Annotated in this window: 16 protein-coding genes; 10 read left to right on the top strand and 6 right to left on the bottom strand. The window is 72.5% G+C overall.

The window, feature by feature from the left end:
- The first annotated feature begins 22 nt into the window (after nt 1-22).
- Together FIP57_RS03265 and FIP57_RS03270 are read left to right on the top strand one after the other, a co-directional pair.
- The gene (locus FIP57_RS03265; RefSeq protein ID WP_148571964.1) at nt 23-1576 is read left to right on the top strand and encodes a sodium-dependent transporter; all 1554 of its coding nucleotides are present in this window, start codon (nt 23-25) and stop codon (nt 1574-1576) included.
- On the top strand, nt 1573-1704 hold the full coding sequence (locus FIP57_RS03270) for a methionine/alanine import family NSS transporter small subunit (protein WP_148571966.1): 132 nt from the start codon (nt 1573-1575) through the stop codon (nt 1702-1704). The genes FIP57_RS03265 and FIP57_RS03270 overlap by 4 nt, the downstream gene beginning before the upstream one ends.
- 8 nt (nt 1705-1712) lie before the next feature.
- On the opposite strand, the gene FIP57_RS03275 is transcribed toward FIP57_RS03270, so the two are convergent.
- Nucleotides 1713-3119 (bottom strand): amidase, encoded by a 1407-nt coding sequence (locus tag FIP57_RS03275; protein ID WP_148571968.1) that lies wholly within the window; start codon nt 3117-3119, stop codon nt 1713-1715.
- A gap of 128 nt (nt 3120-3247) precedes the next feature.
- Between FIP57_RS03275 and FIP57_RS03280 the strand changes: the two genes are divergently transcribed.
- Together FIP57_RS03280 and FIP57_RS23045 are read left to right on the top strand one after the other, a co-directional pair.
- Nucleotides 3248-3805 carry a GNAT family N-acetyltransferase gene (locus FIP57_RS03280; protein WP_148571971.1) on the top strand — a complete coding sequence of 186 codons (558 nt, stop codon included), beginning with the start codon at nt 3248-3250 and terminating at the stop codon, nt 3803-3805.
- 187 nt (nt 3806-3992) lie between these two features.
- Nucleotides 3993-4133: a hypothetical protein gene (locus FIP57_RS23045; protein WP_162529669.1), complete on the top strand. Its 141-nt coding sequence runs from the start codon at nt 3993-3995 to the stop codon at nt 4131-4133.
- Between the two features lie 3 nt (nt 4134-4136).
- Here FIP57_RS23045 and FIP57_RS03285 read toward each other — a convergent pair whose 3' ends face one another.
- Nucleotides 4137-5630: an MFS transporter gene (locus FIP57_RS03285; protein ID WP_148571973.1), complete on the bottom strand. Its 1494-nt coding sequence runs from the start codon at nt 5628-5630 to the stop codon at nt 4137-4139.
- Between the two features lie 47 nt (nt 5631-5677).
- Nucleotides 5678-7540 (bottom strand): gamma-glutamyltransferase family protein, encoded by a 1863-nt coding sequence (locus FIP57_RS03290; protein ID WP_203231032.1) that lies wholly within the window; start codon nt 7538-7540, stop codon nt 5678-5680.
- 125 nt (nt 7541-7665) lie between these two features.
- Between FIP57_RS03290 and FIP57_RS03295 the strand changes: the two genes are divergently transcribed.
- Both FIP57_RS03295 and FIP57_RS03300 read left to right on the top strand, forming a co-directional pair.
- Nucleotides 7666-11196, top strand: a complete 3531-nt coding sequence (locus tag FIP57_RS03295; protein WP_148571975.1) for a TM0106 family RecB-like putative nuclease — start codon at nt 7666-7668, stop codon at nt 11194-11196.
- Between the two features lie 37 nt (nt 11197-11233).
- On the top strand, nt 11234-12538 hold the full coding sequence (locus FIP57_RS03300; protein WP_148571977.1) for an HNH endonuclease: 1305 nt from the start codon (nt 11234-11236) through the stop codon (nt 12536-12538).
- Nucleotides 12539-12622: 84 nt separating this feature from the next.
- On the opposite strand, the gene FIP57_RS03305 is transcribed toward FIP57_RS03300, so the two are convergent.
- Nucleotides 12623-14311 (bottom strand): hypothetical protein, encoded by a 1689-nt coding sequence (locus tag FIP57_RS03305; RefSeq protein WP_148571980.1) that lies wholly within the window; start codon nt 14309-14311, stop codon nt 12623-12625.
- Nucleotides 14312-14817: 506 nt separating this feature from the next.
- On the opposite strand from FIP57_RS03305, the gene FIP57_RS03310 reads away from it, so the two are divergent.
- The 3 genes from FIP57_RS03310 (at nt 14818) to FIP57_RS03320 (ending at nt 18294) form a co-directional block, all read left to right on the top strand.
- The gene (locus FIP57_RS03310; RefSeq protein ID WP_148571982.1) at nt 14818-15216 is read left to right on the top strand and encodes a hypothetical protein; all 399 of its coding nucleotides are present in this window, start codon (nt 14818-14820) and stop codon (nt 15214-15216) included.
- Nucleotides 15217-15308: 92 nt separating this feature from the next.
- Nucleotides 15309-16664, top strand: coding sequence for a T3SS (YopN, CesT) and YbjN peptide-binding chaperone 1 (locus FIP57_RS03315; RefSeq protein ID WP_148571984.1), 1356 nt, complete (start codon nt 15309-15311; stop codon nt 16662-16664).
- 4 nt (nt 16665-16668) lie between these two features.
- Complete coding sequence (locus tag FIP57_RS03320) at nt 16669-18294, top strand: ATP-binding domain-containing protein (protein ID WP_148571986.1); 1626 nt, start codon at nt 16669-16671, stop codon at nt 18292-18294.
- Between the two features lie 19 nt (nt 18295-18313).
- Here FIP57_RS03320 and FIP57_RS23535 read toward each other — a convergent pair whose 3' ends face one another.
- Nucleotides 18314-19222 carry a ScoMcrA-related endonuclease gene (locus tag FIP57_RS23535; protein WP_203231033.1) on the bottom strand — a complete coding sequence of 303 codons (909 nt, stop codon included), beginning with the start codon at nt 19220-19222 and terminating at the stop codon, nt 18314-18316.
- A gap of 93 nt (nt 19223-19315) precedes the next feature.
- Here FIP57_RS23535 and FIP57_RS03330 point away from each other — a divergent pair, with 93 nt between their 5' ends.
- On the top strand, nt 19316-21301 hold the full coding sequence (locus tag FIP57_RS03330) for a hypothetical protein (protein ID WP_148571988.1): 1986 nt from the start codon (nt 19316-19318) through the stop codon (nt 21299-21301).
- 4 nt (nt 21302-21305) lie between these two features.
- On the opposite strand, the gene FIP57_RS03335 is transcribed toward FIP57_RS03330, so the two are convergent.
- Entirely contained in the window at nt 21306-22865 is a 1560-nt protein-coding gene (locus FIP57_RS03335) for an alpha/beta fold hydrolase (protein WP_148571991.1), read from the bottom strand.
- Between the last annotated feature and the right edge of the window lie 80 nt (nt 22866-22945).

A 22945-nucleotide genomic window follows, 5' to 3' on the forward strand; every position in this document is an offset into this window, starting at 1 on the left:
TCCACCTGCTGCGGGAGGTCGCATGAGCACCACGGTCCACGAGCAAGCCGAGGCACGTCGCGGCGCGTTCTCGTCACGGCGGGTCTTCGTGCTCGCCGCCATCGGGTCCGCGGTCGGGCTCGGCAACATCTGGCGGTTCCCCTACGTCGCCTACGAGAACGGTGGTGGCGCCTTCGTCATCCCGTACCTCGTCGCGCTGCTGACGGCCGGGATCCCGTTCCTCTTCCTCGACTACGCGCTCGGCCACCGGTCCCGCGGGTCCGCTCCGCTGGCCTTCGCGCGCACCCGGCGCGCGACCGAGGGGCTCGGCTGGTGGCAGGTGGCGATCTGCTTCATGATCGCGGTCTACTACGCGGCGGTCATCGCGTGGGCGCTGCGCTACACGTTCTTCTCGTTCGACGAGGCGTGGGGGGACGACCCCGAGGGGTTCCTGTTCGGGGACTTCCTGCAGGCCGGCGACCCCGGGGTGGACGCGACGATCGTGCCGGGCGTGCTGGTGCCGCTCGCCCTCGTGTGGATCGCGGTGCTCGTGGTCATGGTGCTCGGCGTCCAGAAGGGGATCGGCGCGACGTCGGTCGTGTTCATCCCCGTGCTGGTGATCGCCTTCGCTGCCCTCGTCGTGCGCTCCCTGTTCCTGCCGGGGGCAGGCGAGGGGCTGGACGCGCTGTTCACCCCCGACTGGGGTGCCCTCGGCGACGCCGCGGTGTGGGCGGCGGCATTCGGGCAGATCTTCTTCTCGCTGTCGGTCGGCTTCGGGATCATGATCACCTACGCCTCCTACGTGCACCGGCGCACCGACATGACGGGCTCCGGGCTCGTGGTGGGGTTCGCGAACTCGGGTTTCGAGCTGCTCGCCGGCATCGGGGTCTTCGCCGCCCTCGGCTTCATGGCCCAGGCCAACGGCGTCGCCGTCGGCGAGGTCGCCACCGACGGACTCGGGCTGGCCTTCATCGCCTTCCCGACGATCATCAGCGAGGCCCCGGCCGGCGCGCTGATCGGCGTGCTGTTCTTCGGCTCGCTGGTGTTCGCCGGCATCACGTCGCTGATCTCGGTCATCGAGGTCGTGGTCTCGGCGGTGCGGGACAAGTTCGAGATGACGCGGCGCAACGCGGCGCTCGTCGTGACGATCCCGTCGGCGCTGCTCAGCCTGGTCTTCTTCTCCACCACCAGCGGCGTCTACGTGCTCGACATCGTCGACCACTTCATCAACCGGTTCGGGATCCTCCTCGTCGCGGTGGTGAGCATGCTGGTGCTGGCCTGGGTGGTGCGGGCGATGCCGATGCTCGCCGACCACATGAACAGGAACGGCTCGGTCCGGCTCGGTCAGTGGTGGCTGGTGCTGGTGTCGGTGGTGGCGCCGGCGGCGCTGGCGTACGTGCTGGTGCGAGAGCTGATCGACAACGTGCAGGAGGCCTACGAGGGGTACCCCGGGTGGATGCTCGGCGTGTTCGGTTGGGGCGCTGCCGCTGCGGTCCTGGTGGTCGGCTTCGTCGCCGCGCGGCTGCGGTGGCGGCACCCGGAGGCCCTCACCATTCCCGACGACAGGGTCGTGACCGAGGAAGGAGGTCAGCCATGAGCGCCGAGGCGATCGTGATGATGGTGGTGGCGATGGTCGTGCTGTGGGGCGGGCTGGCGCTGGCGCTGCTCAACCTCGCCCGCAGCCCCGACCTTCCCGAGAGCAGCGAGGTCCATCGCGACCTCTGAACGGTCGCTCAGCCGCGGATCGACGCGAACGGGCGGGCCTCCTCGAGCTCGTACGCGAGCTCCAGCAGGGTCCGCTCGTCACCGAGGTCGGCGGAGAGGTGCACGCCGATCGGCAGCCCCGTGCTGCTCGCGGCGAGGGGGAGCGACATCCCCGGCCCGCCGGTGACGTTGTTGAGCGGGGTGAAGCCGACGTAGGTCCGGAGCCGCTCGAAGAGCTCCTCGAAGTCGAGCGTCGGGGAGAGGTGACCGAGCAGCGGCGTCGTGTGGCCGAGCACGGGGGAGAGCACCACGTCGCGGCCGGCGAAGGCCCGGCGGTACTCCCGCGTCGAGCGGCGCAGCCGGAGCACCATCCCGGGAGTGCGCGCGAGCCGCTTCTTGTACGACGCCGCGAGCCCCCGCGTGAGGTTGTCGGTCCTCGCCGGGTCGAACTCGGGGCCGAGCGCCCGCTTCCCGCCGGCGGTGATCGCGAACCCGAGCATCCCCCAGTAGAGCGAGAAGTCCTCGGCGAACTTGGCCGACACCGGCAGGTCCATCTCCTCCACCTCGTGGCCGAGGGACGCCAGCAGCGCGGCGGTGCTCTCGACCGCGGCCCGGGTCTCGGCGTCGGTCGGCGTGCCGGTCACCGAGTCCAGCACCACCCCGACCCGCAGCCGGGTGGACGACGGCCCCAGCACGCGGCGTACGGGCGGCAGCCCGCGCGCGGGTCTCGCGGCCTCCATGGCAGCGAAGAAGCGGGCGGTGTCGCGGACCGTGCGGGTGACCACGCCCTGACCGATGATGTTGACCGGCATGGCGCGTTCGTTCGGCTCGAGGACGAACCTGCCACGAGTGGGCTTCAGCCCGACGAGCCCGCAGGCCGCAGCCGGGATCCGGATCGACCCGCCCCCGTCGTTCGCGTGCGCCACCGGGACCACGCCGCTCGCCACCAGGGCCGCGCTCCCGCCGCTCGACGCGCCCGCGGAGAAGTCGGTGTTCCAGGGGTTCCGGACGGGGTCGCCCTCGGCGTACTCCGTGGAGGCGCTGAAGCCGAACTCGGGCAGCCGGCTCTTGCCGAGGAAGGTGAAGCCGAGCGACCTGAGCTGGGTGACGAAGGGCCCGTCCTGGGCAGCCGGTCTGGCCGTGAACGCGGTCGTGCCGTGGTTCGTCGGGAGCCCGGCGAGGTCGACGTTGTCCTTGACGAACGTGGGCACCCCGTGGAACGGGCCGTGAGGCGTGCTGTCCGCGGTCGCCAGCGCGCGCTCGTAGTCGGCGACGTGCACCCCGTTGAGCAGCGGCTGCACTGCCTCTGCGCGCGCCACCGCGGCCTCCGCGAGCTCCGCCGGGGAGACCTCCTTCTGCTCCACGAGGGAGGCCAGTGCGGTGGCGTCGTGATCGCCGAGGGCGTCGTCGGTGAAGGCGTGCACTCGTTCCGGCATGGGGTGGATCATGCCGGACGGGCCGTTCGTCCTAGGGGTGGTCTCCGTCGGCTGCGTGGGGAGGAAATCCCGATGCGGCGGTGGCGCAGGTCGGCGCACGCTGGTGGTCCCACCGACCAGGAGCCGACATGTTCACCACCTTCGCCGCGCAGCGACGTCCCGAGGAGCAGACCACGACCACGGCCGTGGCGACCCTCGCGGACCGGCTCGCCTACGCGGCCGTGATCGAGCAACAGCGGCGCTGGCTCGAAAGGACGTTGGGCGTCCCCATCCACGAGCTGCGGCCGGAGGCCGCGGCCGAGCAGGCAGACCCTGTCGCTGCGCTCGCCGAAGCGGGCACGACACCGCTGCTGGCGCGGACCGGGGGCAGACCGTCCGGCGTCGCCGCGGTCGGGCCGCTGCACGGCGACGACGGCGGCTTCGAGCTGACCCGGGTCTTCGTGACGCCGGCCGCGCGTGGCAACGGTGTCGGCCGGGCCCTCGTCGCGGCCGCGGCCGACGTCGCCCGCGCCGCGGGCGGGGAGCGGCTGGTGCTCGAGACGCACGAGCCGACGATGGGCCCGGCGGTGCGGCTCTACCGCAGCCTCGGGTTCCGCGACCGGGAGCCGCTGGGCCACCACACGCACGCCGGCGTGATCACGCTCGAGCTGGAGCTCGCGCCGGGCCGCGTGCCGGCCCTGGTCTGACATCGCGGCACCCTCGCCCGTGTCGGTCGCCGAAATTGTCGGACCCGCCGCGTATCACAGAAGCAGGACAGGGCTCGTTGTCCACAAGGGCACACGAAGCCTCAACCAGAGCGGCACCCGGCCGATGAGATCGGCAGGAGGCAACCGTCTCAACAGGGACGGGGCTCGACTTCCACCAGGAGGCGCCATGTGCGCGACACGATCGCCAGGCGGACACCTCGTCTGCGCCAACCCCCACTGCAACGGCCGGAGCCACGTGTGGATCCACGAGTCCTCCGCGCCGGACTCCAAGCGCGACCAGGACTCCGCGGAGAGCGCCGCGGCCTGACGCTCACGCGGCCCTCGGCTGCTCCGGCGGCCGCTGCACCGGAGCCGGCGGGCCGGTGACCGCACAGTGGTGCGCCGCCGGTTCGCTCCGGCAGGGGCGCCGGGCCCGCGGGTCACGCGTCCCGACGGCGGCGACGAGCGAGCCGAGCACCAGCAACCCGGCGCACCCCCAGGCCAGCACCTCGAACCCGGCGAGCACGGCGTCGGGGTCGATGAGCCGGTCGCCGCTCAGTCCAGCCACGAGTGGGACCGCTGCGACGCCGAGCAGCCCGGCGGTGCGCGCCACCGCGTTGTTGACGCCGCTGGCCAGCCCTGCCTGGTGGTCGGGGACGGCGGCGAGCACGGTGGCCGTCAGCGGGGCGACCAGCGTGGTGAGCCCCGCGCCGAAGACCAGCGCCGGGCCGAGCACGTCGAGCACGTAGGAGGTCGAGGAGTCGATCCGGTGCAGCATCGCGACCCCGACGGCGGCGACGAGCGGACCGATCGTGAGCGGCAGCCGCGGGCCGGTCCGCTCGACCAGTGCCCCGGCGCGGGACGAGAAGAGCAGCATGACCGCGGTGACGGGCAGGAGGGAGAGCCCCGCGGCGAGGGGTGAGTACCCTGCGCCGACCTGGAGGGTCACCCCCACCGCGAAGAAGACGACACCGAGCGCGGCGTACACCACGAGCGTGACGAGGTTGGCCACGCCGAAGAGCCGCGAGCCGAAGATCGACGGCGGCACGAGGGGCCGGGCGGTACGCCGCTCGTGCGCCACGAACACGGCGCCGAGCACGAGCCCGGCCAGCAGGGTGAGGGCGACCGGCCACGTCCAGGAGGACGCCCCAGCCGCGGTGAGCGCGTAGGTCGCCGCCGCGAGCGAGGCGGCGAGGAGGACCGCTCCGGGAACGTCCAACCGGCCGGTGGCGTCGGGGTCCCGCGACTCGGGCACGTAGCGGACCGCCAGGGCCAGGACCATGGCGGCCACCGGCAGGTTGACCAGGAAGACCCACCGCCAGCTCGCTGCCTCGACGATCCAGCCGCCGAGGAAGGGGCCGACCGCTCCGGCGACCCCGCCGAGCCCGGACCACGCCCCGATCGCGCGCCCGCGGTCGTCGTGGGCGAACGAGGCCTGGAGGATCGCCAGGCTGCCCGGTGTCAGGAGCGCGCCGCCGACCCCCTGGGCGGCCCGCGCCGCCACCAACGTCCCGATGTCGGGAGCCAGGCCGCAGACCGCCGAGGCGACGGCGAACAGCACCGTTCCCGCGACGAAGACCCGGCGTCGTCCGAGGCGGTCGCCGAGCGCTCCGCCCAGCAGCACCAGGGCGGCCAGCGTCAGCGTGTAGCCGTTGACGACCCAGGTGAGCCCCGCCGTGCCGGCGTCGAGCGCGCGGCCGATGCGGGGCAGCGCGATGTTGACGACCGTGGCGTCGACGAAGCTCAGCGACGAGCCGAGGACGGTGGCGGTGAGCACCAGCCGGGCCCGTGGTGTGCCCCAGACCAGGGGAGCGGCGGTCGTCACCCGTGCACGGTAGGGCGGTGGTGCGCCCGGCGACACCCTCGCGGTCGTCAGCGGACGAAGGCGGTGGTGCTCTCGTGCGGGTCGGCGCCGGCCTCGATCCGCCCGCCGGGCCGGGTCCGGACGATGCCGACGCCGCCCATGACGTGGTCCCAGCGGTCGACCTTCCGGACCGTGTAGCCGCGCTCCTCGAGGTCGGCGTGGAGGGCGTCGTACAGCTCGCCCTCGAGCTCGACGGTGCGCGGCTCGATCTCGTGCGGGGCGAACGAGCTCGGGAAGTTCAGCGAGCGGAACCGGGGTGCCTCCACCGCCTCCTGGGGGTTCATGCCGAAGACGAGGATGTCGAGCAGCACCTGCACGTTGGTCTGCGCCTGCACGTCGCCGCCCGGGGTGCCCATCGAGATCCAGCCGCCGTCCTTCTCCTCGACCATGACGGCGTGCGGCGTGATCCGCGGCCGCTTGCCCGGCTCGAGCGCGGCCGGGCTGTCGGCGTCGAGACGAAACTGCGTCATCCGGTTGCCGAGGTTGAGCCCGGTGCCCGGGACCATAGGCGTCAGCGGGAAGTCGCTCGGGGTGAGCGTCACCGAGTTGCCGTCGGCGTCGACGACGGCGAGGTGCGTGGTGTCCTTGCCGACCAGGGGGTCCGGGTCCTGGGTGCCCACCTCACCCGCGTCGGGCATCCCGTCGTACGCCTCGTCACCCATCTCCAGGCGCCGTTGCTGCGCGTGCTCGTCGGACAGCAGCTGCTCGACCGGTACGTCGACGAACTCCTCGTCCCCGACGTACTGCTCACGGTCGGCCATCGCCAGGTCGATCGCCTGGAGCACGGTGTGGACGTACTGCGCGGAGTCGCGGCCCATCGCCTCGAGGTCGACGTCCTCCAGGATCTTGAGGACCATGGGCACGACGATCCCCTGGCTCCACGTGCGGTTGGTGAGGATGCGGTGGCCGCGGAAGGTGCCGACGACCGGCTCCTCCCAGCCGCCTTCGTAGGTGGCGAGGTCCTCGGCGGTGAAGAGGCCGTCCTCCTCCTCGTGCAGCGTGAGGATCTGCTCGGCGATCGGCCCCTCGTAGAAGTAGTCGCGGACTGCCTCCAGCCCGGCCTCGCGGCCGCCACCGTCGGCAAGCGCCTCGGCCTCGGCAGCCGCGAGCCGTTCGAAGGTCTCGGCGAGGTCGGGCCGCTTGAACCGGTCGCCGACGTGGATCGGGCGCCACCACTCGCCCTTCGTGTAGACCTTCGCGTTCTCCGGGAGGACGAACTGGAACCCGATCCGTTCCACGAGCGAGAAGTCCAGGTTGGAGGCCATCACCGCGTGGACCGGGAAGCCGTCACGCGCGAGGTCGATCGCCGGTTGCGCCAGCTCGCCGAAGGTCATCGTGCCGCGGTCGGCGAGGAGGGAGACGAGCACGTCCGGGGACGCCGGCAGGAGCTGCGCCCAGATGTCGCGCTCGGGGACGGTCTCCCACCCGCGGTCCCGGAACTTCTCGAGCGTCGCGCCCGCGGGTGCGGTCCCCGCTCCGGTGTAGCTGCGCACCTCACCGGTGCGGCCGTCGCGGTGGAGCAGGGGAGCGACCCCGGGGAAGCTCGCCGCCTCGCCGAACGTCACGTTGAGCGCCAGCAGGCCGGCGACGGCGGCGTCGGCGGCGTTGCCGCCGCGCTCGAGGACGTCCCGCATCGCCTCGGCAGCCCAGGGTGTGCCGGCCACCACGGCGTAGTCGCGGCCGGTGGCGAGCGGGCGGCTCTCGCCCTTGGGGCTGTCGAAGTCCATGGGGTCGCGAGGCCCCTTCGGCAGCGCCCAGTAGACGCAGCCGAGGAGCACCACCACGACGAGCAGCCCGACCCCGAGGCGGCGGGCCCACCGTCGCCACCCCGACCGCTTCGGGCTGTCGTCGGCTGACCGGCGTCGTCGCACCCCTGCTCCTCCCGTGACGGTTGAGGGCGCAACTGTGGCACGTGGCGCCGAGGGTCCCGTGCAGGACACCCGGGGCTGTCGGTGGGGGGTACTAGCGTGCACGGCAAGGAGAGGACGGGGTGCCGATGAGACTGGTCGACGGACGGATCTGCTGGAGCCCCAGCGACCTGACCGCCGCCGCGACGTGCGAGTTCTCCGTGCTCCGCGCGCTCGACGAGCTGCTCGGCCGGGGGTGTGCACGACCGGACGACGTCGACCCGCTTCGCGTGCAGGTCGCCCGCGTCGGTGACCTCCACGAGCGCGAGGTGCGCGAGCAGCTCGAGAGCGGGGCTGCCCGGTTCGTCGAGCTCCCGCGGCCCACCGGCTGGTCGGCGGACGAGCTCGCCGCCATGCACCAGCGGACCCTGACGGCGCTGCGCAGCGGGGCCGACGTCGTCTACCAGGCAGGGTTCTTCGACGGCGAGCTCGTCGGCTTCGCCGACTTCCTCGTCTCCACCGACGAGGGGTGGGTGGTCAGCGACGCCAAGCTCGCCCGCCAGGCCCGGCCCACGGCGCTGCTGCAGCTCGGCGCCTACGCCGACCAGGTCGCGGCGGCCGGACTCCCTCTGGCGCGGGTGGCGCGGTTGCTGCTCGGCGACGGCAGCGAGGACGTGTTCCCGCTCGTCGACGTGTTGCCGGTGTTCCGCGAGCGGCGGGCCCGGTTGCGGTCCCTCCTCGACGCGCACCGCGACGCGGGGCCGGTGGAGTGGGGCGCGCCCGGCCACCTCGCCTGCGGACGGTGCGCGGACTGCCAGCACGCGGTGGAGGAGCACCGCGACCTGCTGCTCGTGGCAGGGATGCGGATGTCGCAGCGCACCCTCCTGCGGGACGCCGGCGTGACCACGCTCGACGGCCTGGTGGCGATGGAGGAGCCGCCCGAGGGGATGGTGCGGGCGACCTTCGACAAGCTCGTTGCGCAGGCGCGGCTGCAGGCCCGGCAGCTCGCCGCGACGGCCCCGGGCGAGGAGCCGGTCGTGCTCCACGAGCTCGTCGACGGCGGAGCGGCGCTGGCGCGGCTCCCGGAACCGTCTGAGGGCGACATCTTCTTCGACTTCGAGGGCGACCCGCTCTACCGGGAGGCGGATCCGGCGGTCTGGGGGCTGGAGTACCTCTGGGGCGTCATCGAGGCGCCGGTCGACGGGAGGCCGCCCGAGTTCGTCCGCTGGTGGGCCCACGACCGGCGGGAAGAGCGCAAGGCGTTCGTCGAGTTCATGGAGTACGTCGCCGAGCGGCGGGCGAAGCACCCGGGGATGCACGTCTACCACTACGCCCCCTACGAGACCGCGGCCCTGAAGCGGTTGGCCGGCCGCTACGCGACCAAGCAGTCCGAGCTCGACGAGCTGCTGCGGTCGGCGGTGTTCGTGGACCTGTACTCCGTGGTGCGCTCCTCGGTGCGGGTCTCGCAACCGTCGTACAGCATCAAGAAGCTGGAGCCGCTGTACATGGGCGCGGAGACGCGTGCCGGGATGGCGGTGGCAGCCGGTGACGCGTCGGTGGCGGAGTACCACGAGTCGCGGGCGCTCCGGGCCCGCGGCCTCGTCGCCGAGGCCGACGACAAGCTGGCCGCGCTCGAGAGCTACAACCGCTACGACTGCGTGTCCACGCTCGAGCTGCGCGACTGGCTGGCCCGGCTGGCCGCCGAGCAGGGGATCACGCCGGTTCCCGCTCCGGTCGTCACTGCGCCGGTCCCCGCTGCGGTCCCGGCTGGGCCGTCGGGTGACGACGAGCGGGCCCGCGCCGCCGAGGAACGTGACCGCGTCGTCGCGGCGCTGCGCGCACGCTCCGGGCCGGACGACCGGACGCAGCGCACCGCCGACGAGCAGGTCCACGCGATGCTTGCATCGGCGATCGGCTACCACCGTCGCGAGTCGCTGCCCCACTGGTGGGAGCACTTCAACCGGCTCGCCACCCCCGATCTCGACGACTGGCGGCCGGACCGCGACGTCTACCGGGTCGAGGGCGTCGTGGTCCTGGAGGACTGGCACGTCCCCGAGGGCAGGCAGGTGCTGCACCGCCGGTTGCGGCTCCGCGGGGCGTGGGGACCGGGGAGCACGCCGGGGGAGCGGGCCGGTGTCGTCTACCGCGTCCCGTGCCCGGAGGGCGCGACGGTCCCGGAGAAGTGCGACTACGGCTACTACGGCGACCGGGAGATCGAGGTGTCGGAGGAGGACCAGGACGACGTCGTCCTCACCGAGAAGCTCGCCCGCGGCGCGGAGGGCCACGCCGCCGTGCCGGTCGCGCTGGTGCCGGCGTCGCCGCCCAACGACGCTTCGATCACGGGCGCGATCACGGAGGTGGCACGGCAGGTGCTCGCGTCACCGTCGCTTCCGGAGCACCCGGCGCTCGACGTGCTGCGGAGACGGCCCCCGCGGTTGCGTTCCATGGCTGCCCTGCCGCACACCGGTCATGCGATCAACGACCTCGTCGCGACTCTGCTCGACCTCGACCGGTCGTACGTGCCCGTGCAGGGGCCGCCGGGGACCGGGAAGACCTGGACGGGGTCCAGGGTGGTGAAGGAGCTCGTCGAGCAGCACGGGTGGCGGATCGGCGTGGTGGCGCAGTCGCACGCGGTCGTGGAGAACATGCTTTCCGCGGTCTGCAAGGCGGGCCTCGACCCTTCGAGGATCGGCAAGAAGGGCACGAAGACCGATGGCGCCGTCTGGGTCGAACTCGACGGCAAGCAGGGGCGGACCCACGCGGCGTTCCTGGAGGAGCACGACGGGACCGGGTGCGTGCTGGGCGGGACGGCTTGGACGTTCACCTCCGACAAGTCGGTGGCCAGGGGGTCGCTCGACCTGCTGGTGATCGACGAGGCGGGGCAGTTCGCGCTCGCCAACACGGTGGCGGTCTCCGTCGCGGCGAAGCGGCTCCTGCTCCTCGGCGACCCGCAGCAGCTGCCCCAGGTCAGCAAGGGCACCCACGACGAGCCGGTCTTCGTGTCGGCGCTGCGGTGGGTGATGCACGGGGCGGACACGCTTCCCCAGGAGCTCGGCTACTTCCTCGAGATGACCTGGCGGATGCACCCGGCGCTGTGCGAGAAGGTCTCGACGTTGTCCTACGCCGGCGAGCTGCGCTCCGCACCTGCGACGGCGGCGCGCCGGCTCGAGGGCGTCGCTCCCGGCCTCCGCACCGTGTGCGTGGCGGGTGTCTCCGGCACCTCGGTGGAGTCGGAGGAAGAGGCGCTCGCGGTGGTCGAGGAGGTGCGGTCGCTGGTCGGGAGGAGCTGGCACGACCCGGGGTGCGACCCGGCCGACCGTCCACTTGCCCCGGAGGACGTGCTCGTCGTCGCGCCGTACAACGCGCAGGTGCAGCTGGTCAGGCAACGGCTGCGCGAGGCGGGGTTGCCAGGGGTGCGCGTCGGCACCGTCGACAAGTTCCAGGGTCAGGAGGCTCCGGTCGTGATCGTGTCGATGACCGCGGCTTCTGCGGCCGAGGTGCCGCGGGGGATGGGGTTCCTGCTGAGCCGCAACCGGGTCAACGTGGCGATCTCCCGCGCGCAGTGGCTCGCGGTGCTGGTCCGGTCGAAGGAGCTGACCTCCTACCTGCCCAGGTCGCCGAAGGGAGTGCTCGAGCTGGGGGCCTTCATCGGGCTGAGCGGCGATATCTCGGCGCGATAACCACGTTCTGCCGGAGCGGTGCACTAGCCTCGAACACATGTTCGAGGGAGCCGAGCTCAGCACCGCGCAGCTGGCGGAGGTCGTGGGTGCGCTTGCCCGGCTGGACACCTCCGTCGACGATGCCGAGCGGATCGACCAGATCCGGCTCCTCGAAGAGCTCAAGTCCGCCGCCGCGGCCGCGCAGGCACGGGTGACGACCGCCTTCGTGACCTCCCAGGAGGCGGCCCAGCGCCACGCAGGGGTGCCGGCGAAGGACGTCGGCAAGGGCGTGGTCGCCCAGGTGGCGTTGGCGAAGCGGGAGTCACCGGCACGGACGCGGCGGTACGTCGGCTGGTCGCGCGTGCTGACCAACGAGCTGCCTCGGACCTTCACCGCCCTGAGCGAAGGTCGGATCTCCGAGTGGAGGGCGCAGATCGTCGCCCGGGAGACGGCGTGGCTGAGCCGCGAGCACCGCGAGACGATTGACGAGGAGCTGGCACCCCACCTCGAGGGATGGGGCGACCGACGGATCGAGAGCGAGACGAAGAAGCGTGCCTACCGGCTCGATCCGCACGGCTACCTCGCGCGTTGTCGACGGGCGGAGCAGGACCGGACGGTGACGCTGCGTCCGGCGCCCGACACGATGACTTACCTGACCGGTCTCCTCCCGGTGGCGCAGGGTGTCGCGGTGCTCGCGAGCCTGAAGCGCCATGCGGACTCGGCCCGAGCCCAGGGCGACGAGCGTAGCCGCGGCCAGATCATGGCGGACACCCTCGTGGAGCGGGTCACCGGGCAGTCGTCGGCGGCCGCGGTGCCGGTCGAGGTCAACCTCGTCATGACGGACCAGGCGCTTCTCAACACCGGGGACGCGCGGGACGAGCCGGCCCGGCTGGAGGGGCACGGCACGATCCCTGCGGAGCTGGCTCGGAGGCTGCTCCTGAAGGGCGAGGAGGCAGCCGCAGCGTGGGTGCGCCGGCTCTACCTCCAGGGCGGACAGCTCGTGGCGATGGACTCCCGCCGGCGCGAGTTCGACGGTGGGCTGCGCAAGCTCCTGGTGCTCCGTGACGAGCTCTGCCGGACGCCGTGGTGCGATGCGCCGGTGCGGCACGGCGACCACGTGGTCCCCGTCGAGGAGGGCGGCGCGACGTCGGCGGACAACGGGCAGGGGCTGTGCGAGGCGTGCAACTACGCCAAGCAAGGGTGGGGATGGCGGGCCCGTGCCTCAGGTGGCGCTGGGCGTGAGGTCATCACGACCACGCCCACCGGGCATCGCTACCGGAGCAGACCGCCCGAGCCTCCACGCACCCGAAGACTCGTCCGCGGCGACGTCCAGCTCAGGCAGCTGTTGGTCGAGGTCGCGTGAGTTCTTGGCGCCGGCGCCCTACATGGAGGACCCCGCACGTCATTGACGTGCGGGGCCCCGGTGCTGCAGCCGCTCAGCGGACGGTCACGGCGTCTGGTCCGGCGTGCGCGGGTCCGTCCCGTTGACCATCAGCTCGACGTAGTCGTTCACGCCGTCGTCGTCGGTGTCTGCTTTCTTGGGATCCGTGAACCATTCCTCGACCTCGTCGCCGTCGGACAACCCGTCGCCATCGTTGTCCTTCACGAGCGGTGAAGTTCCGACCAAGTGGACCTCCTGCCCATCCTCGAGGCGATCTGCATCGCTGTCAGCTGAGTGAGGATCGGTTCCCGCTGCAATTTCGGATCCATCTGTCAGGCCGTCGTCGTCGCTATCTACATCCTTCGGATTGGTGTTGTGTAGATCCAACTCGTTGCCGTCAGTCAGCCCATCACCATCTGAGTCGACGTCCTTCGGGTCCGTGCCCAGCTGGACCTCGTGTCCATCGCCGAGCCCGTCACCGTCGGAATCGAACGCCGAGGGATCAGTAGTGCGGTGGAGGACTTCTTCGCGGTCGTCGAGTCCGTCGTCGTCGGAATCGCTCTTGGTGGGGTCCGTGTTGAATGTGTTGAGTTCAGCACCGTCGTTCAGCCCGTCCTCGTCCGTGTCAGCCGCCAAGAGATTGGTGCCCGCGGATACCTCTTCACCATCCGCGACGCGGTCCCCATCCGTGTCAACAAGCAGCGGGTTGCTGTTGTACGTGTGGACTTCGGCGCCGTCGTCAACACCGTCCGAGTCGCTGTCGCGCCGGTTGGGGTCGGTGGCCCGGTCCAGCTCCGCCGAGTCGGACAGACCGTCGTCGTCGCTGTCGGTGTCGGTCGGGACGGTGTGGCGCTCGGTCACCTCGGCCCAGTCGCTGAGGCCGTCGCCGTCGGTGTCCTTCGACAGCGGGTCGGTGCCGTAGTGGTCGACCTCGTCGCCGTCGTCCAGGCCGTCCTCGTCCGTGTCGCGCACGCGGGCGTCGAAGCCCTGCTCGATCTCCGTGAAGTCGTCGATCCCGTCGGCGTCGGAGTCGGTCGCGAGCGGGTCGGTGTCGTGGTCGCGCAGCTCGGCGTGGTCGTCGAGCCCGTCGCCGTCGGAGTCCTTCGACAAGGGGTCGGTGCCGTGCGTAGCGAGCTCTTCCGCGTCACCGAGGCCATCCATGTCGGTGTCCGTCGACGTCGGGTCCGTGCCGTGGTCGTCGACCTCCACGGCGTCGTGGAGGGTGTCGCCGTCGCTGTCGACGTTCGTCGGGCGGGAACCGTGCACATCGACCTCGACGCCGTCGGTCAGCCCGTCGCCGTCGCTGTCCCGCTCGAGCGGGTCGGTGAGGTGCGTCAGCACCTCTGCGCCGTCGCGGAGCCCGTCGCCGTCGCTGTCGGCCCGCTTGGGATCGGTGTCGTGCCGAAGGAGCTCGGCACGGTCGGAGAGCGCGTCGGCGTCGGTGTCGGACTTCGTCGGTGACGTGCCGTGCTGGTGCACCTCCACGCCGTCGCCCAGCCCGTCGCGGTCCGTGTCGACCACCTTCGGCTTGGTGCGCAGGGTGAGGACCTCCAGGCCGTCGCCGAGCCCGTCGAGGTCGCTGTCCGTGCCGAGCGGGTCGGTCCGGTGCTGCTTCAGCTCGCGGCGGTCGGAGAGACCGTCGCCGTCGCTGTCCGCCTTCAGCGGGTTGGTGCGGTGCCGCCGGACCTCACGGCCGTCCCGGAGTCCGTCGCGGTCGGTGTCGGGCTTGCGCGGGTCGGTCCGCTCGCGCAGCACCTCGCGGCCGTCCCACAGCTTGTCGCCGTCGGTGTCGCCGACCCGCGGGTTCGTCCGCCACTTGCGCCGCTCGGCGGCGTCGGACAGGCCGTCGCGGTCGGTGTCCTTCGCCCGCGAAGGCCGGCGCGCCTGGACGGTCCCGGCGGCCCGGTCCGCCGCTGCGGAGGCGACGGCGCGGTGCCACGAGGCTGGAACGGTGGACTGGTGCTCGACCGTTGACGCCGGCGGGAGCAACAGGACGGAGGAGCCGACCGCCATGGCGGACAGCGAGAAGACGGCTCGAAGTGGCCGGGTCATGCGGAAGTACCTTTCAGGGGAAGGGCTCGCTCGCGCGGATCTCGCACAGGGAGCTGGAGCCTCTGACGACGCCCCGCCGGGTGCGGCGGCGCTGGGAGCCCCAATCGACGGAACCGCAACGGTCCTGACGTTCGAGCCGTGTGGCCTTCGCCTCACCCGCGCAGGGAGGCGTCTTCGAGCGGCGTCGAGAGCGCGGCATGCTTGGCCGCATGCGCTTCACCGAGCACGAGCTGACCGCAGCCTTGCACGCCGCCGCCAAGACGGTGCTGGCCTCGCAGCGGAAGGACGTCCGCAAGGGCAAGGTCGACATCGACACCGTGTGGGACGAGATGGACCGCCTGCAACGGTTCCAGCTCCTCGACGGCCTCGGGGGGCAGCTGCTGCCGATCCTCGTCGCACTGCCCGACGTCGACGTGGAGCCGGGCACGCGGCCGACGTTCACCGACGAGCAGATCACGGCGGCCGTCGAGGAGCGGATGGAGGACTCAGGCGGGCGGATGCGTCGCAAGGTCACGGTCGCCGCGCGCGTCGCCCTGGTGAAGGCCGCGTTGGCGCAGCTGCCCCCGCGGAGCGACCCCGACGCGCTCACGGTGCCCGACCACCTCTGAGCTCCGGGCCGTTCCGGCGGTCCGCCGAAAAGTGTCGGCGGTCACCTCTACCGTGGTTCTCACCGGTGGGGGTCTGACGAAGGGGGGCCGGCATGAACGGGGACGACACGCTGGAGGGGAGCACGACCGCGGGATGGCGGCAGTTCCGCGCGAGGCTCGCGGACCACGTCGCCGCGATGGACGACGACGACCTGTTGTTGATCGAGGTCGAGTGGCAGGACGACCAGGAGGACGGCGCCGCACCCTACGTCCAGCTCTGCGGCTGGGGCGACGACCAGGTGCGGCTCGAGGCGGTGAGCAACCACTACCTCGCGCCCGCGGTGAGGCTGGACGACGAGGGCGAGGCGACCTTGCTGGCGCTCGGCTACGAGGCGCCCAGCCACGGTCCGGAGGACGGTCCGGACGGAGGCTCGGCCAACTTCTACGTCGACCTCGACCGCGGTTGCGCGGACCGGGCGGCGGAGATGGCGGTCCGTGCCCTGCGGGACGTGTACGGCGTCGTGCACCCCGCGTTCCTCGACGTCGGCGCCCTGACGCTCCCCGAGCCGGAGGTCACCGAGCCGGGAGAGGAAGGCGAGGGGCCGGAGGTGGCGTACCCCGGGGGCCGTGACCACCTGCAGTCGTTGGTCGACGCGGCGCTGGTGCCGTTCCTCGGCCACTCGCCGGAGCACGACGAGGACGGGGACATCCCCGTCGTCCTGGACAGCACGGTCGTGTTCGTCCGGGTCCTCGACGAGGTGCCCGTGGTGCGGATGTTCGCCCTCGTCGTGCGCGACGTCGAGCACCCCGAGCGGGCCGCGTTCGAGGTCGGAGTGCTCAACCGCGACACCCGGCTGGTCAAGTTCGTGTGGACCGGCCAGAGCGTGATGGCTTCCGTCGAGCTGCCTGCATGGCCGTTCGTCGGTGACCAGCTGCGGTCGGCGCTCGCGATGACCATCGGGGTGCTCGACCAGGTGGCCCCGGACCTGGCGGTGCGGCTCGGTGGCCGGACGGTGATCGAGGCGAGCCCCGAGGTCGGTGCGGCACCGGCGGAGGACCCGGAGCCCGAGCGGTCCAGCCCCTACGTGGCCGTCCTGCGGGTCCTCCACGAGCTCGACACGGAGTCCCCGGGCGAGGTCGACCCGGTGCTCGCCGCCGGTCTCTGCGAGGACGACCGCGACCTCATCCTCGAGGTGCTGTCCCGCGCGACCGACCGGGAGGCATCCTGGCGCGTCGGGCTGGAAAACGCCCTCGACGAGGGTGACGACGACGAGGCCGAGCTCTGCGCGGAGGAGCTGGAGCGCGCGGTGCGGCTCATCGCGTTGCTGCGCGCGGCCCTGCGCCGCACCGTCGAGCGGCAGGTCGAGGCGACGCGGGCGGCGCAGCACGAGCGGAGCCGGCGGCGGGGACGTCGGCGGCGGGTCCCGGACCCGACGCTCGACGAGGTCGACCCCGGCATGTGGGGCTGAGGCCGTGCCGCGCCTCCTCGACGACGAACCGTCCTTCACGACCAACTCCGAGAGGCTCGTCCACGAGCTGCTCCGTGACCAGCTCGGCCCTGACGACCTGCTCGGTGCCGGCATCCGCATCACCCGCCGCGGCCAGGACCGTGAGATCGACATCCTCGTCGGGCTCGCCGGGCACGGCGTCGTCTCGCTCGAGGTGAAGGGCGGCGCGGTATGGCTGGCCGACGGTTCCTGGCACCAGAAGTGGAAGGGCTCCACGAGACGGATCGACCCGGTCGAGCAGGTCCGCCAGGCGACCTACGCCCTCCGCGACTACGTCGACGCCGACACTCGCTGGGAACGCCGCCGGATCCGGTGGACCCACGCCGTCGTGCTCCCGCACACCGACGTGCCCGACGACTTCGCGACGCCGACCTGCGCCCGCGAGGCGGTGTTCGGCCGCGACGACCTGTCGGGCATGGTCAGCGGGCTGCGCCGGCTCGTCGATCAGCAGCGCAACCCCCCGGCCACGGCCGGGGACCTGCTCGACCTCCGCGACGTGCTCGGCGGGCGGTTCCCGCCGCAGGCGGACCGGATCGCAGAGGCGGGGGAGCGCGAGGAGCGCGCCGACCAGCTGACCGAGCAGCAGGGGATGATCCTCGACGCCGTCCGGATGCTCCACCGGGTCGAGGTCCGCGGCGGGGCCGGCAGCGGCAAGACGTGGCTCGCGGTCGAGCAGGCTCGCCGCCTCTCCGCGCGGGGACAGCGGGTGGCGCTGGTCTGCTACTCGCGCGGCCTCGCGGCGTACCTGGAGCGCAGCATCGCCGCGATCCCGAACCGTCGGCACCGCCCCGCCTTCGTCGGCACCTTCCACGCGCTGGGGGAACGGTGGGGCGCGGTGCTCCCGGAGACCACCGACGACAAGGAGGGGTGGGAGGTCCGGCTCCCGGCGGACATGACCGGGCTCGCCGCGCAGCTCCCCGACGGCCAGCGCTACGACGCCGTCGTGGTCGACGAGGCGCAGGACTTCTCCGACACCTGGTGGCCGGCCCTGCTCGGCGCGCTCCGGAGCGAGGAGGAGTCCGGCGTCTACGTGTTCTCCGACGAGAGCCAGCGCGTCTTCGCCCGGTACGGCGGTCCGCCGCTGGCCCTGCTACCGCTGATGCTCGACACCAACCTGCGCAACACCCGGCAGATCGGCGAGACGTTCACCGACCTGGCGCCGTTCCGGATGCGGCTCAAGGGCGGCGACGGCCCCGACGTGCGGCTGGTGGAGTGCGCGCCCGGCGAGGCGGTCGACCGGGCGGACGACGTGGTCGACGAGCTCCTCGACCACTGGCGGCCGCAGGACATCGCGCTGCTGACCACCGGCAGCCGCCATCCGGAGCAGAAGGAGCGGCAGGAGCGGGGGCAGGACCACTACTGGGCGACGTTCTGGGACGACGACCAGGTCTTCTACGGCCACGTGCTCGGGTTCAAGGGGCTCGAGCGCAGGGTCGTGGTCCTCGCGGTCAACGAGAAGGAACGGACCGAGCGCTCGCGTGAGCGGCTCTACGTCGGGCTGAGCCGCGCCCGCGACGAGCTCGTCGTCTGCGGCGACCCGGACTACCTGAAGGAGGTGGCCGGGGCTGCGCTGGTCAGGTCGCTGCGGTGAGGAGGCTGACCGGTGGCGGTCACTCGCAGAGGTCGCAGATCCCCGTCGCGGGCAGCTGGGTGAAGTGCACCGGACACACCGCGAGCGGCTTCGCCTGCTTGCGGGCGGTCGCCTCCTCCGGGGACCGCGATGCGGCACGGCTGAACGCACTCGACGTCGCACGAGCCTTGCGCGGCGCCGCGGAGGAGGTCACGCGCTCCCGGCGGACCGGGGCGCGGCGGGTGACCACCGGCTCGCCGCCGTCCGGTGGGAGGGGTGCGCGGAAGTACCGGTGGCAGTCGAGCCGCTCGTGCGCGGCGTGCTCGTCGGGGTCGTCGACCCGTTCGCCGCGAAGCGCGGTGACCGTGGCGGCGTAGGCCGGGAGGACGCTGCCGCTCGCGTCGATGCAGAGCGCGCCGAGGATCGGCTCGCCGCGGGAGACGCACTCCTCGGCGACCCGGCCCAGGACGTCGCCGAGCCAGTAGCGCGGCTGCTGGTTGGTGTGGATCAGCGACCGCTCCTGCACGTACTCCGCGAGCTCGCTGCTCGACACCGTGGCCCGGTAGGTCCCGGCCGCCTCGAGCAGCCGGCCGCGGGCGGCGAGCGCCCAGGTGGCGATCGAGTGGTCCCGACCCACCGTCGAGGCGGACACGGCGTCAGGCCGCAGCCGCAGCGGCGTGACGACCTCGAAACCCAGCCCGCTGAGCCGCCGGGCCGCGACGTCGCGGCCGCCGGAGAAGTCCGAGGGGCGCAGCGGCGTGCCGGTGGCGTAGCGGTGGGCGACACCGAGGACGGCCTTGGAGTCGTAGTCGCGGCCGTCGTGACGGAGGAGGAAGCCGGTGGCGTCCGGGAACCCGTGCCGCGCGAGGAACGCGCTCCGACCGATCTGGTCGTGCTCCTCGATGGCCTGTAGGACGTGCTCGGGTCGAATCGCGTCGAACTGCGCCATACGTCCACCCTACGGTTCTGCTCGTTTCGACGTGAGCGCGGATCCGCCCTACGGTAGACGCGCAGTTCATCCGCCCGCGACGGAGAAGACAGCATGAAGCGAGCCCGAGCACGCGCCCTGCTGGCCGGCGTCCTCATGACGTCCGGTCCGATGCTGGGTGCTGTCGCGACGGTCGCCCCGGCGCACGCGCAGCCGCCCGTGCTGGCCCCCGACAAGCCTGACCGCCCCGGCGGTTCCGAGGCGCAGGCCCGGCCCGGGAAGCCGGGGAAGCCCGGCAAGCCGGGCAAGGGCGGCAAGAAGAAGGCCAAGCCCGACCGGCAGCCCCCGGGCACCCCGGCGGTCGGGGGCACCTACTCGGGTCCCGGCGGCTACGTCTCGGTCTCGGTGAGCGCCGAGGCCGGCAGCCGCGTCGTGGTCCGCGCCAAGGGCGGCGGCGTGGTCGCCGTCGGCAGCGGCACGGGGGGCTACAGCTCGGTCGGCTGGACCACCTCGACCGGCAACCACGTCTACACGGTCCGCGCCGTCGACGGCGCCGGCAACGCCAGCCGCTCGGCGACGTTCTCCGTGTACGCCGACGCCAACCCTCCGGCGCTGAGGCGTGTCGACACCAAGGCCGGCAACGCGAAGGACACCCGCACCCGCGTCCGGTTCACCACCGACGCGGGCTCGGCGTACCGCATCCTCTCCGGAGGCAAGGTGCTGCAGAAGGGGACCACCGGCACCGCGCGGGTCAACGAGCGCGTCGACCTGCCGAACGGGCGCCACGGCGTCACCGTCGAGGTCCGCGACAAGGTCGGCAACACCCGCACCGCTACCGACTCCGTGCGCGTCGCGGTCAAGGAGCTCGCGGTCCGCGCGGAGCTGGTCAGCGAGCCGACCACCGGCACCCAGGTCCTCGCCGTGGAGGCCACCCCCAACGCACGACGCGCGGTCTTCCGCCTGCCGGGCGAGGACAAGCAGAAGCTCCGGATGCGCTACGGCTCGGGCGACTTCAAGCTGCGGCTTGAGGACGGCACCTACGAGGGCGGCGTCGTGCGGGTGCGCGACAGCCAGGGGCGCGTCGGGCGCGTCGAGGTGCCGGATCTGGTCGTCGACACCACACCCCCCAGCCTGAAGGTCGACACCGACACCGTGGCCGCGTCCCGCGGGTCGCTGGAGATGACCGTGACCGCCGACGAGGGCGACGAGGTCACCTGGCAGCTGCTCGACGACGACGAGGTCGTCGAGGAGGGCTCGTTCACCTCGGACGGCGAGGCCCGGACCGTCGAGGAGGACGTCGAGGCCGGTGCCTTCCGGCTCGCCGTCAGCGCCACCGACGGGTTCGAGCGGACCACCACCGACGTGACCACCACCCGGATCGGCGCCGACGCGACGCCGTACGGGGTGATCGCACTGGTCGTGCTGGGTCTGCTCGCGCTGGTCGGTGGGATCGTCGCGGCCGTGCTCCGGGTGCGCACCCACCCCCCGGTGTGGGCGCAGCGGCTCGGCAGGCGGCTCTCCGCGACCACCGAGACCGTCACCTCCAAGGCGAAGGCCGTCGCCTCGATCCCGCAGCAGCGGCGTGCTCTGGAGCTCGAGGAGGAGGAGTGGTACCGCCGCGACGAGGAGCTCGTCACCCTCCTCGCCGCCGCGACCGGCGAGGCCGCCCCCGGCGGCGAGATCGAGCTCCCCGAGGTCGGGCCGCTCCCGCACGAGCAGGTGCTCTACACCGCCCCGGCACGGCTCTTCGAGCACGGTGAGGGGCCCGAGTCGGTGGTGACGGTCGACGGCGAGCTCGTCGTGACGACGATGCGCATCGCGTTCGTCGGCGGCGGCGAGCAGCGCGACTGGTGGCGGGCGCTGGTGGAGGAGCTCCGCCACGACGGTGACGACCTGACCGTGGTCAAGCGGTGGCACGACGACGCGTGGACCGGGTTCGAGTACGCCGACCCCGAGCTGACGCGGCTCTACCTCGACCTCACCGTTGCCGAGCGCCACGGCGCCAAGGAGCACTTCGTCGAGCGAGTGCAGCGGCTCGTGGACGAGCACCGGGCCGGGCGTCCGGAGGCGCCCCGCACGCAGGTGCCCGCCGACGCCTGAGGCGTCACCCGACTACCGACAGGTGGACCTTCGCGTCCTGGAGCCGGACCGCGCCCGGGAGCCGGCTTCCCATGACGAGGAACGTGTCGCTGATCGGGCTGACCATCAGGAACAGCCGCTGGTGCTCCGGCACGTCCACGGCCACCGCGGGCAGCTCGATGCGGCGCTGGACGCGGGAGACCGGCTTCGGCTCGTTGAGCGGCATCACGTTGTTCTGCACCAGCGTCGCGTCCAGCGGGCTCCGGCCGATGGCGAGCCCGAGGAAGGCACGGCTGTCGGGCAGCAGGGTACTCACCTTCGCCGAGAGGTACGCCGACCCGGCGATCCGCAGGGGGCCCTTCGCGACCTCCACGGCGATCGGCAGCCCGACGCCCGTCGACGTGGCCACGTCGCGCACCGGGAACGCGGTGTCCGGGGCGACCGAGCGCACCGTCGTGCAGGTGCTGTAGCGGGTCGCGAGATGCACCTTGCCGTAGCCGCGCAACTCCCAGTCACGGCCCTTGAGCACCTCGTCGAAGAACTTCAGGGACAGCGCCGTGAAGTCGCCGCCACCCAGCCGCTCGCTGCACGGGTCGGAGGTGACCTCGACGCCACGGGGGAGCAGGGTCGGCAGCACGTGGCCACCGTTGTAGCCGACGAGCATGCTCCGCTTCCGGGCCCGCGGCGTGAGCGCCGTACGCCAGTTGGTCAGCCCCTGCTGGAGGTTGAACAGCGAGTCGGTGGTGCCCTGGCCGAAGAGGACCGGGATGTCGAGGCGGCGGCCGTCGCGGACGTGCCACGACGGCCCGTTGCGGTCGAAGAAGGTCTCCATGTCCTCGCCGAGCGGGAAGCGGCCGTCCGGCCAGTAACCCGTGGCCGCCCCTTCGACGAGCGCCTTGTAGACGTTGGCCGGCAACGCGTCGAACGGCAGCGACGCGGCGCTGAGTGCCAGCGCCCACTCGGTGCGGACCACGCCCTCCGGCGCGAGGCTGTCGTTGAGGTCGTTCCAGGTGATCTCGGGGGCGAGCGCGTCGAACACCGGCTTGCCGCGCGTGCGGAGCTCCTCGAACGCGCCGAGGAGCTGGTAGCCGCCGCCGTAGCTGCCGCCGACCGCACCCATCCGCGGGTCGCCCGGTCCGTCCTGGCGCACCCAGCGCAGCTTGCCGACGACGCCGACGAGCGCGCGGACGTCGTGGCCCTCGACCGCCGGGTTCTCGACGTGGGCGTGGCCGCCGCTCTCGCCCCAGCCGCGCTGGTCGTAGGAGAGCACGCCGTAGCCGGCGTCGAGGTACCGCTGCACGTCGGCCACCTTCGTCGCCCGTGACCCGCCCCAGCCGTGGCTGTGCATCAGCAGCGGGACCGGGGCACGTCGGCTGGCGCCGGCGGGCTTGAAGACCGTGTAGCAGATCTCGACGGGCCTGGAGGTGCCAGGATCGGGGACGCTGGTCAGGCACCCGTCGCGCTGGGTGTGTCCGGGGCCGGGGAGGGGCGGCGCCGCCTCCGCGGTGCTGCCGGGTACGACCTGGGTGGCGGCGAGGGTGGCCAGGGCGGCGAGCCCGGCGGCCAGCGTGGTGCGCAGCGGCATGCCTCCCCAACGGCCGACCTGCGCGGCCGGTTACGAAGCGGCCCCTGGGTGGCCATGGTCACCGAGTGACCAATGAGGCG

This window comes from Nocardioides caldifontis (genome assembly GCF_008087345.1).
Classification (GTDB): Bacteria; Actinomycetota; Actinomycetes; order Propionibacteriales; family Nocardioidaceae; genus Marmoricola_A; species Marmoricola_A caldifontis.

What these genes read in the sequence shown, in the direction of transcription:
- FIP57_RS03280 (WP_148571971.1), top strand. Translation starts at nt 3,248, where the DNA reads ATGTTCACCACCTTCGCCGCGCAGCGACGTCCCGAGGAGCAGACCACG.
- FIP57_RS03295 (WP_148571975.1), top strand. Translation starts at nt 7,666, where the DNA reads ATGAGACTGGTCGACGGACGGATCTGCTGGAGCCCCAGCGACCTGACC.
- FIP57_RS03315 (WP_148571984.1), top strand. Translation starts at nt 15,309, where the DNA reads ATGAACGGGGACGACACGCTGGAGGGGAGCACGACCGCGGGATGGCGG.
- FIP57_RS03270 (WP_148571966.1), top strand. Translation starts at nt 1,573, where the DNA reads ATGAGCGCCGAGGCGATCGTGATGATGGTGGTGGCGATGGTCGTGCTG.
- FIP57_RS03300 (WP_148571977.1), top strand. Translation starts at nt 11,234, where the DNA reads ATGTTCGAGGGAGCCGAGCTCAGCACCGCGCAGCTGGCGGAGGTCGTG.
- FIP57_RS03275 (WP_148571968.1), bottom strand. Translation starts at nt 3,119, where the DNA reads ATGCCGGAACGAGTGCACGCCTTCACCGACGACGCCCTCGGCGATCAC.
- FIP57_RS23535 (WP_203231033.1), bottom strand. Translation starts at nt 19,222, where the DNA reads ATGGCGCAGTTCGACGCGATTCGACCCGAGCACGTCCTACAGGCCATC.
- FIP57_RS23045 (WP_162529669.1), top strand. Translation starts at nt 3,993, where the DNA reads ATGTGCGCGACACGATCGCCAGGCGGACACCTCGTCTGCGCCAACCCC.
- FIP57_RS03330 (WP_148571988.1), top strand. Translation starts at nt 19,316, where the DNA reads ATGAAGCGAGCCCGAGCACGCGCCCTGCTGGCCGGCGTCCTCATGACG.
- FIP57_RS03265 (WP_148571964.1), top strand. Translation starts at nt 23, where the DNA reads ATGAGCACCACGGTCCACGAGCAAGCCGAGGCACGTCGCGGCGCGTTC.
- FIP57_RS03335 (WP_148571991.1), bottom strand. Translation starts at nt 22,865, where the DNA reads ATGCCGCTGCGCACCACGCTGGCCGCCGGGCTCGCCGCCCTGGCCACC.
- FIP57_RS03310 (WP_148571982.1), top strand. Translation starts at nt 14,818, where the DNA reads ATGCGCTTCACCGAGCACGAGCTGACCGCAGCCTTGCACGCCGCCGCC.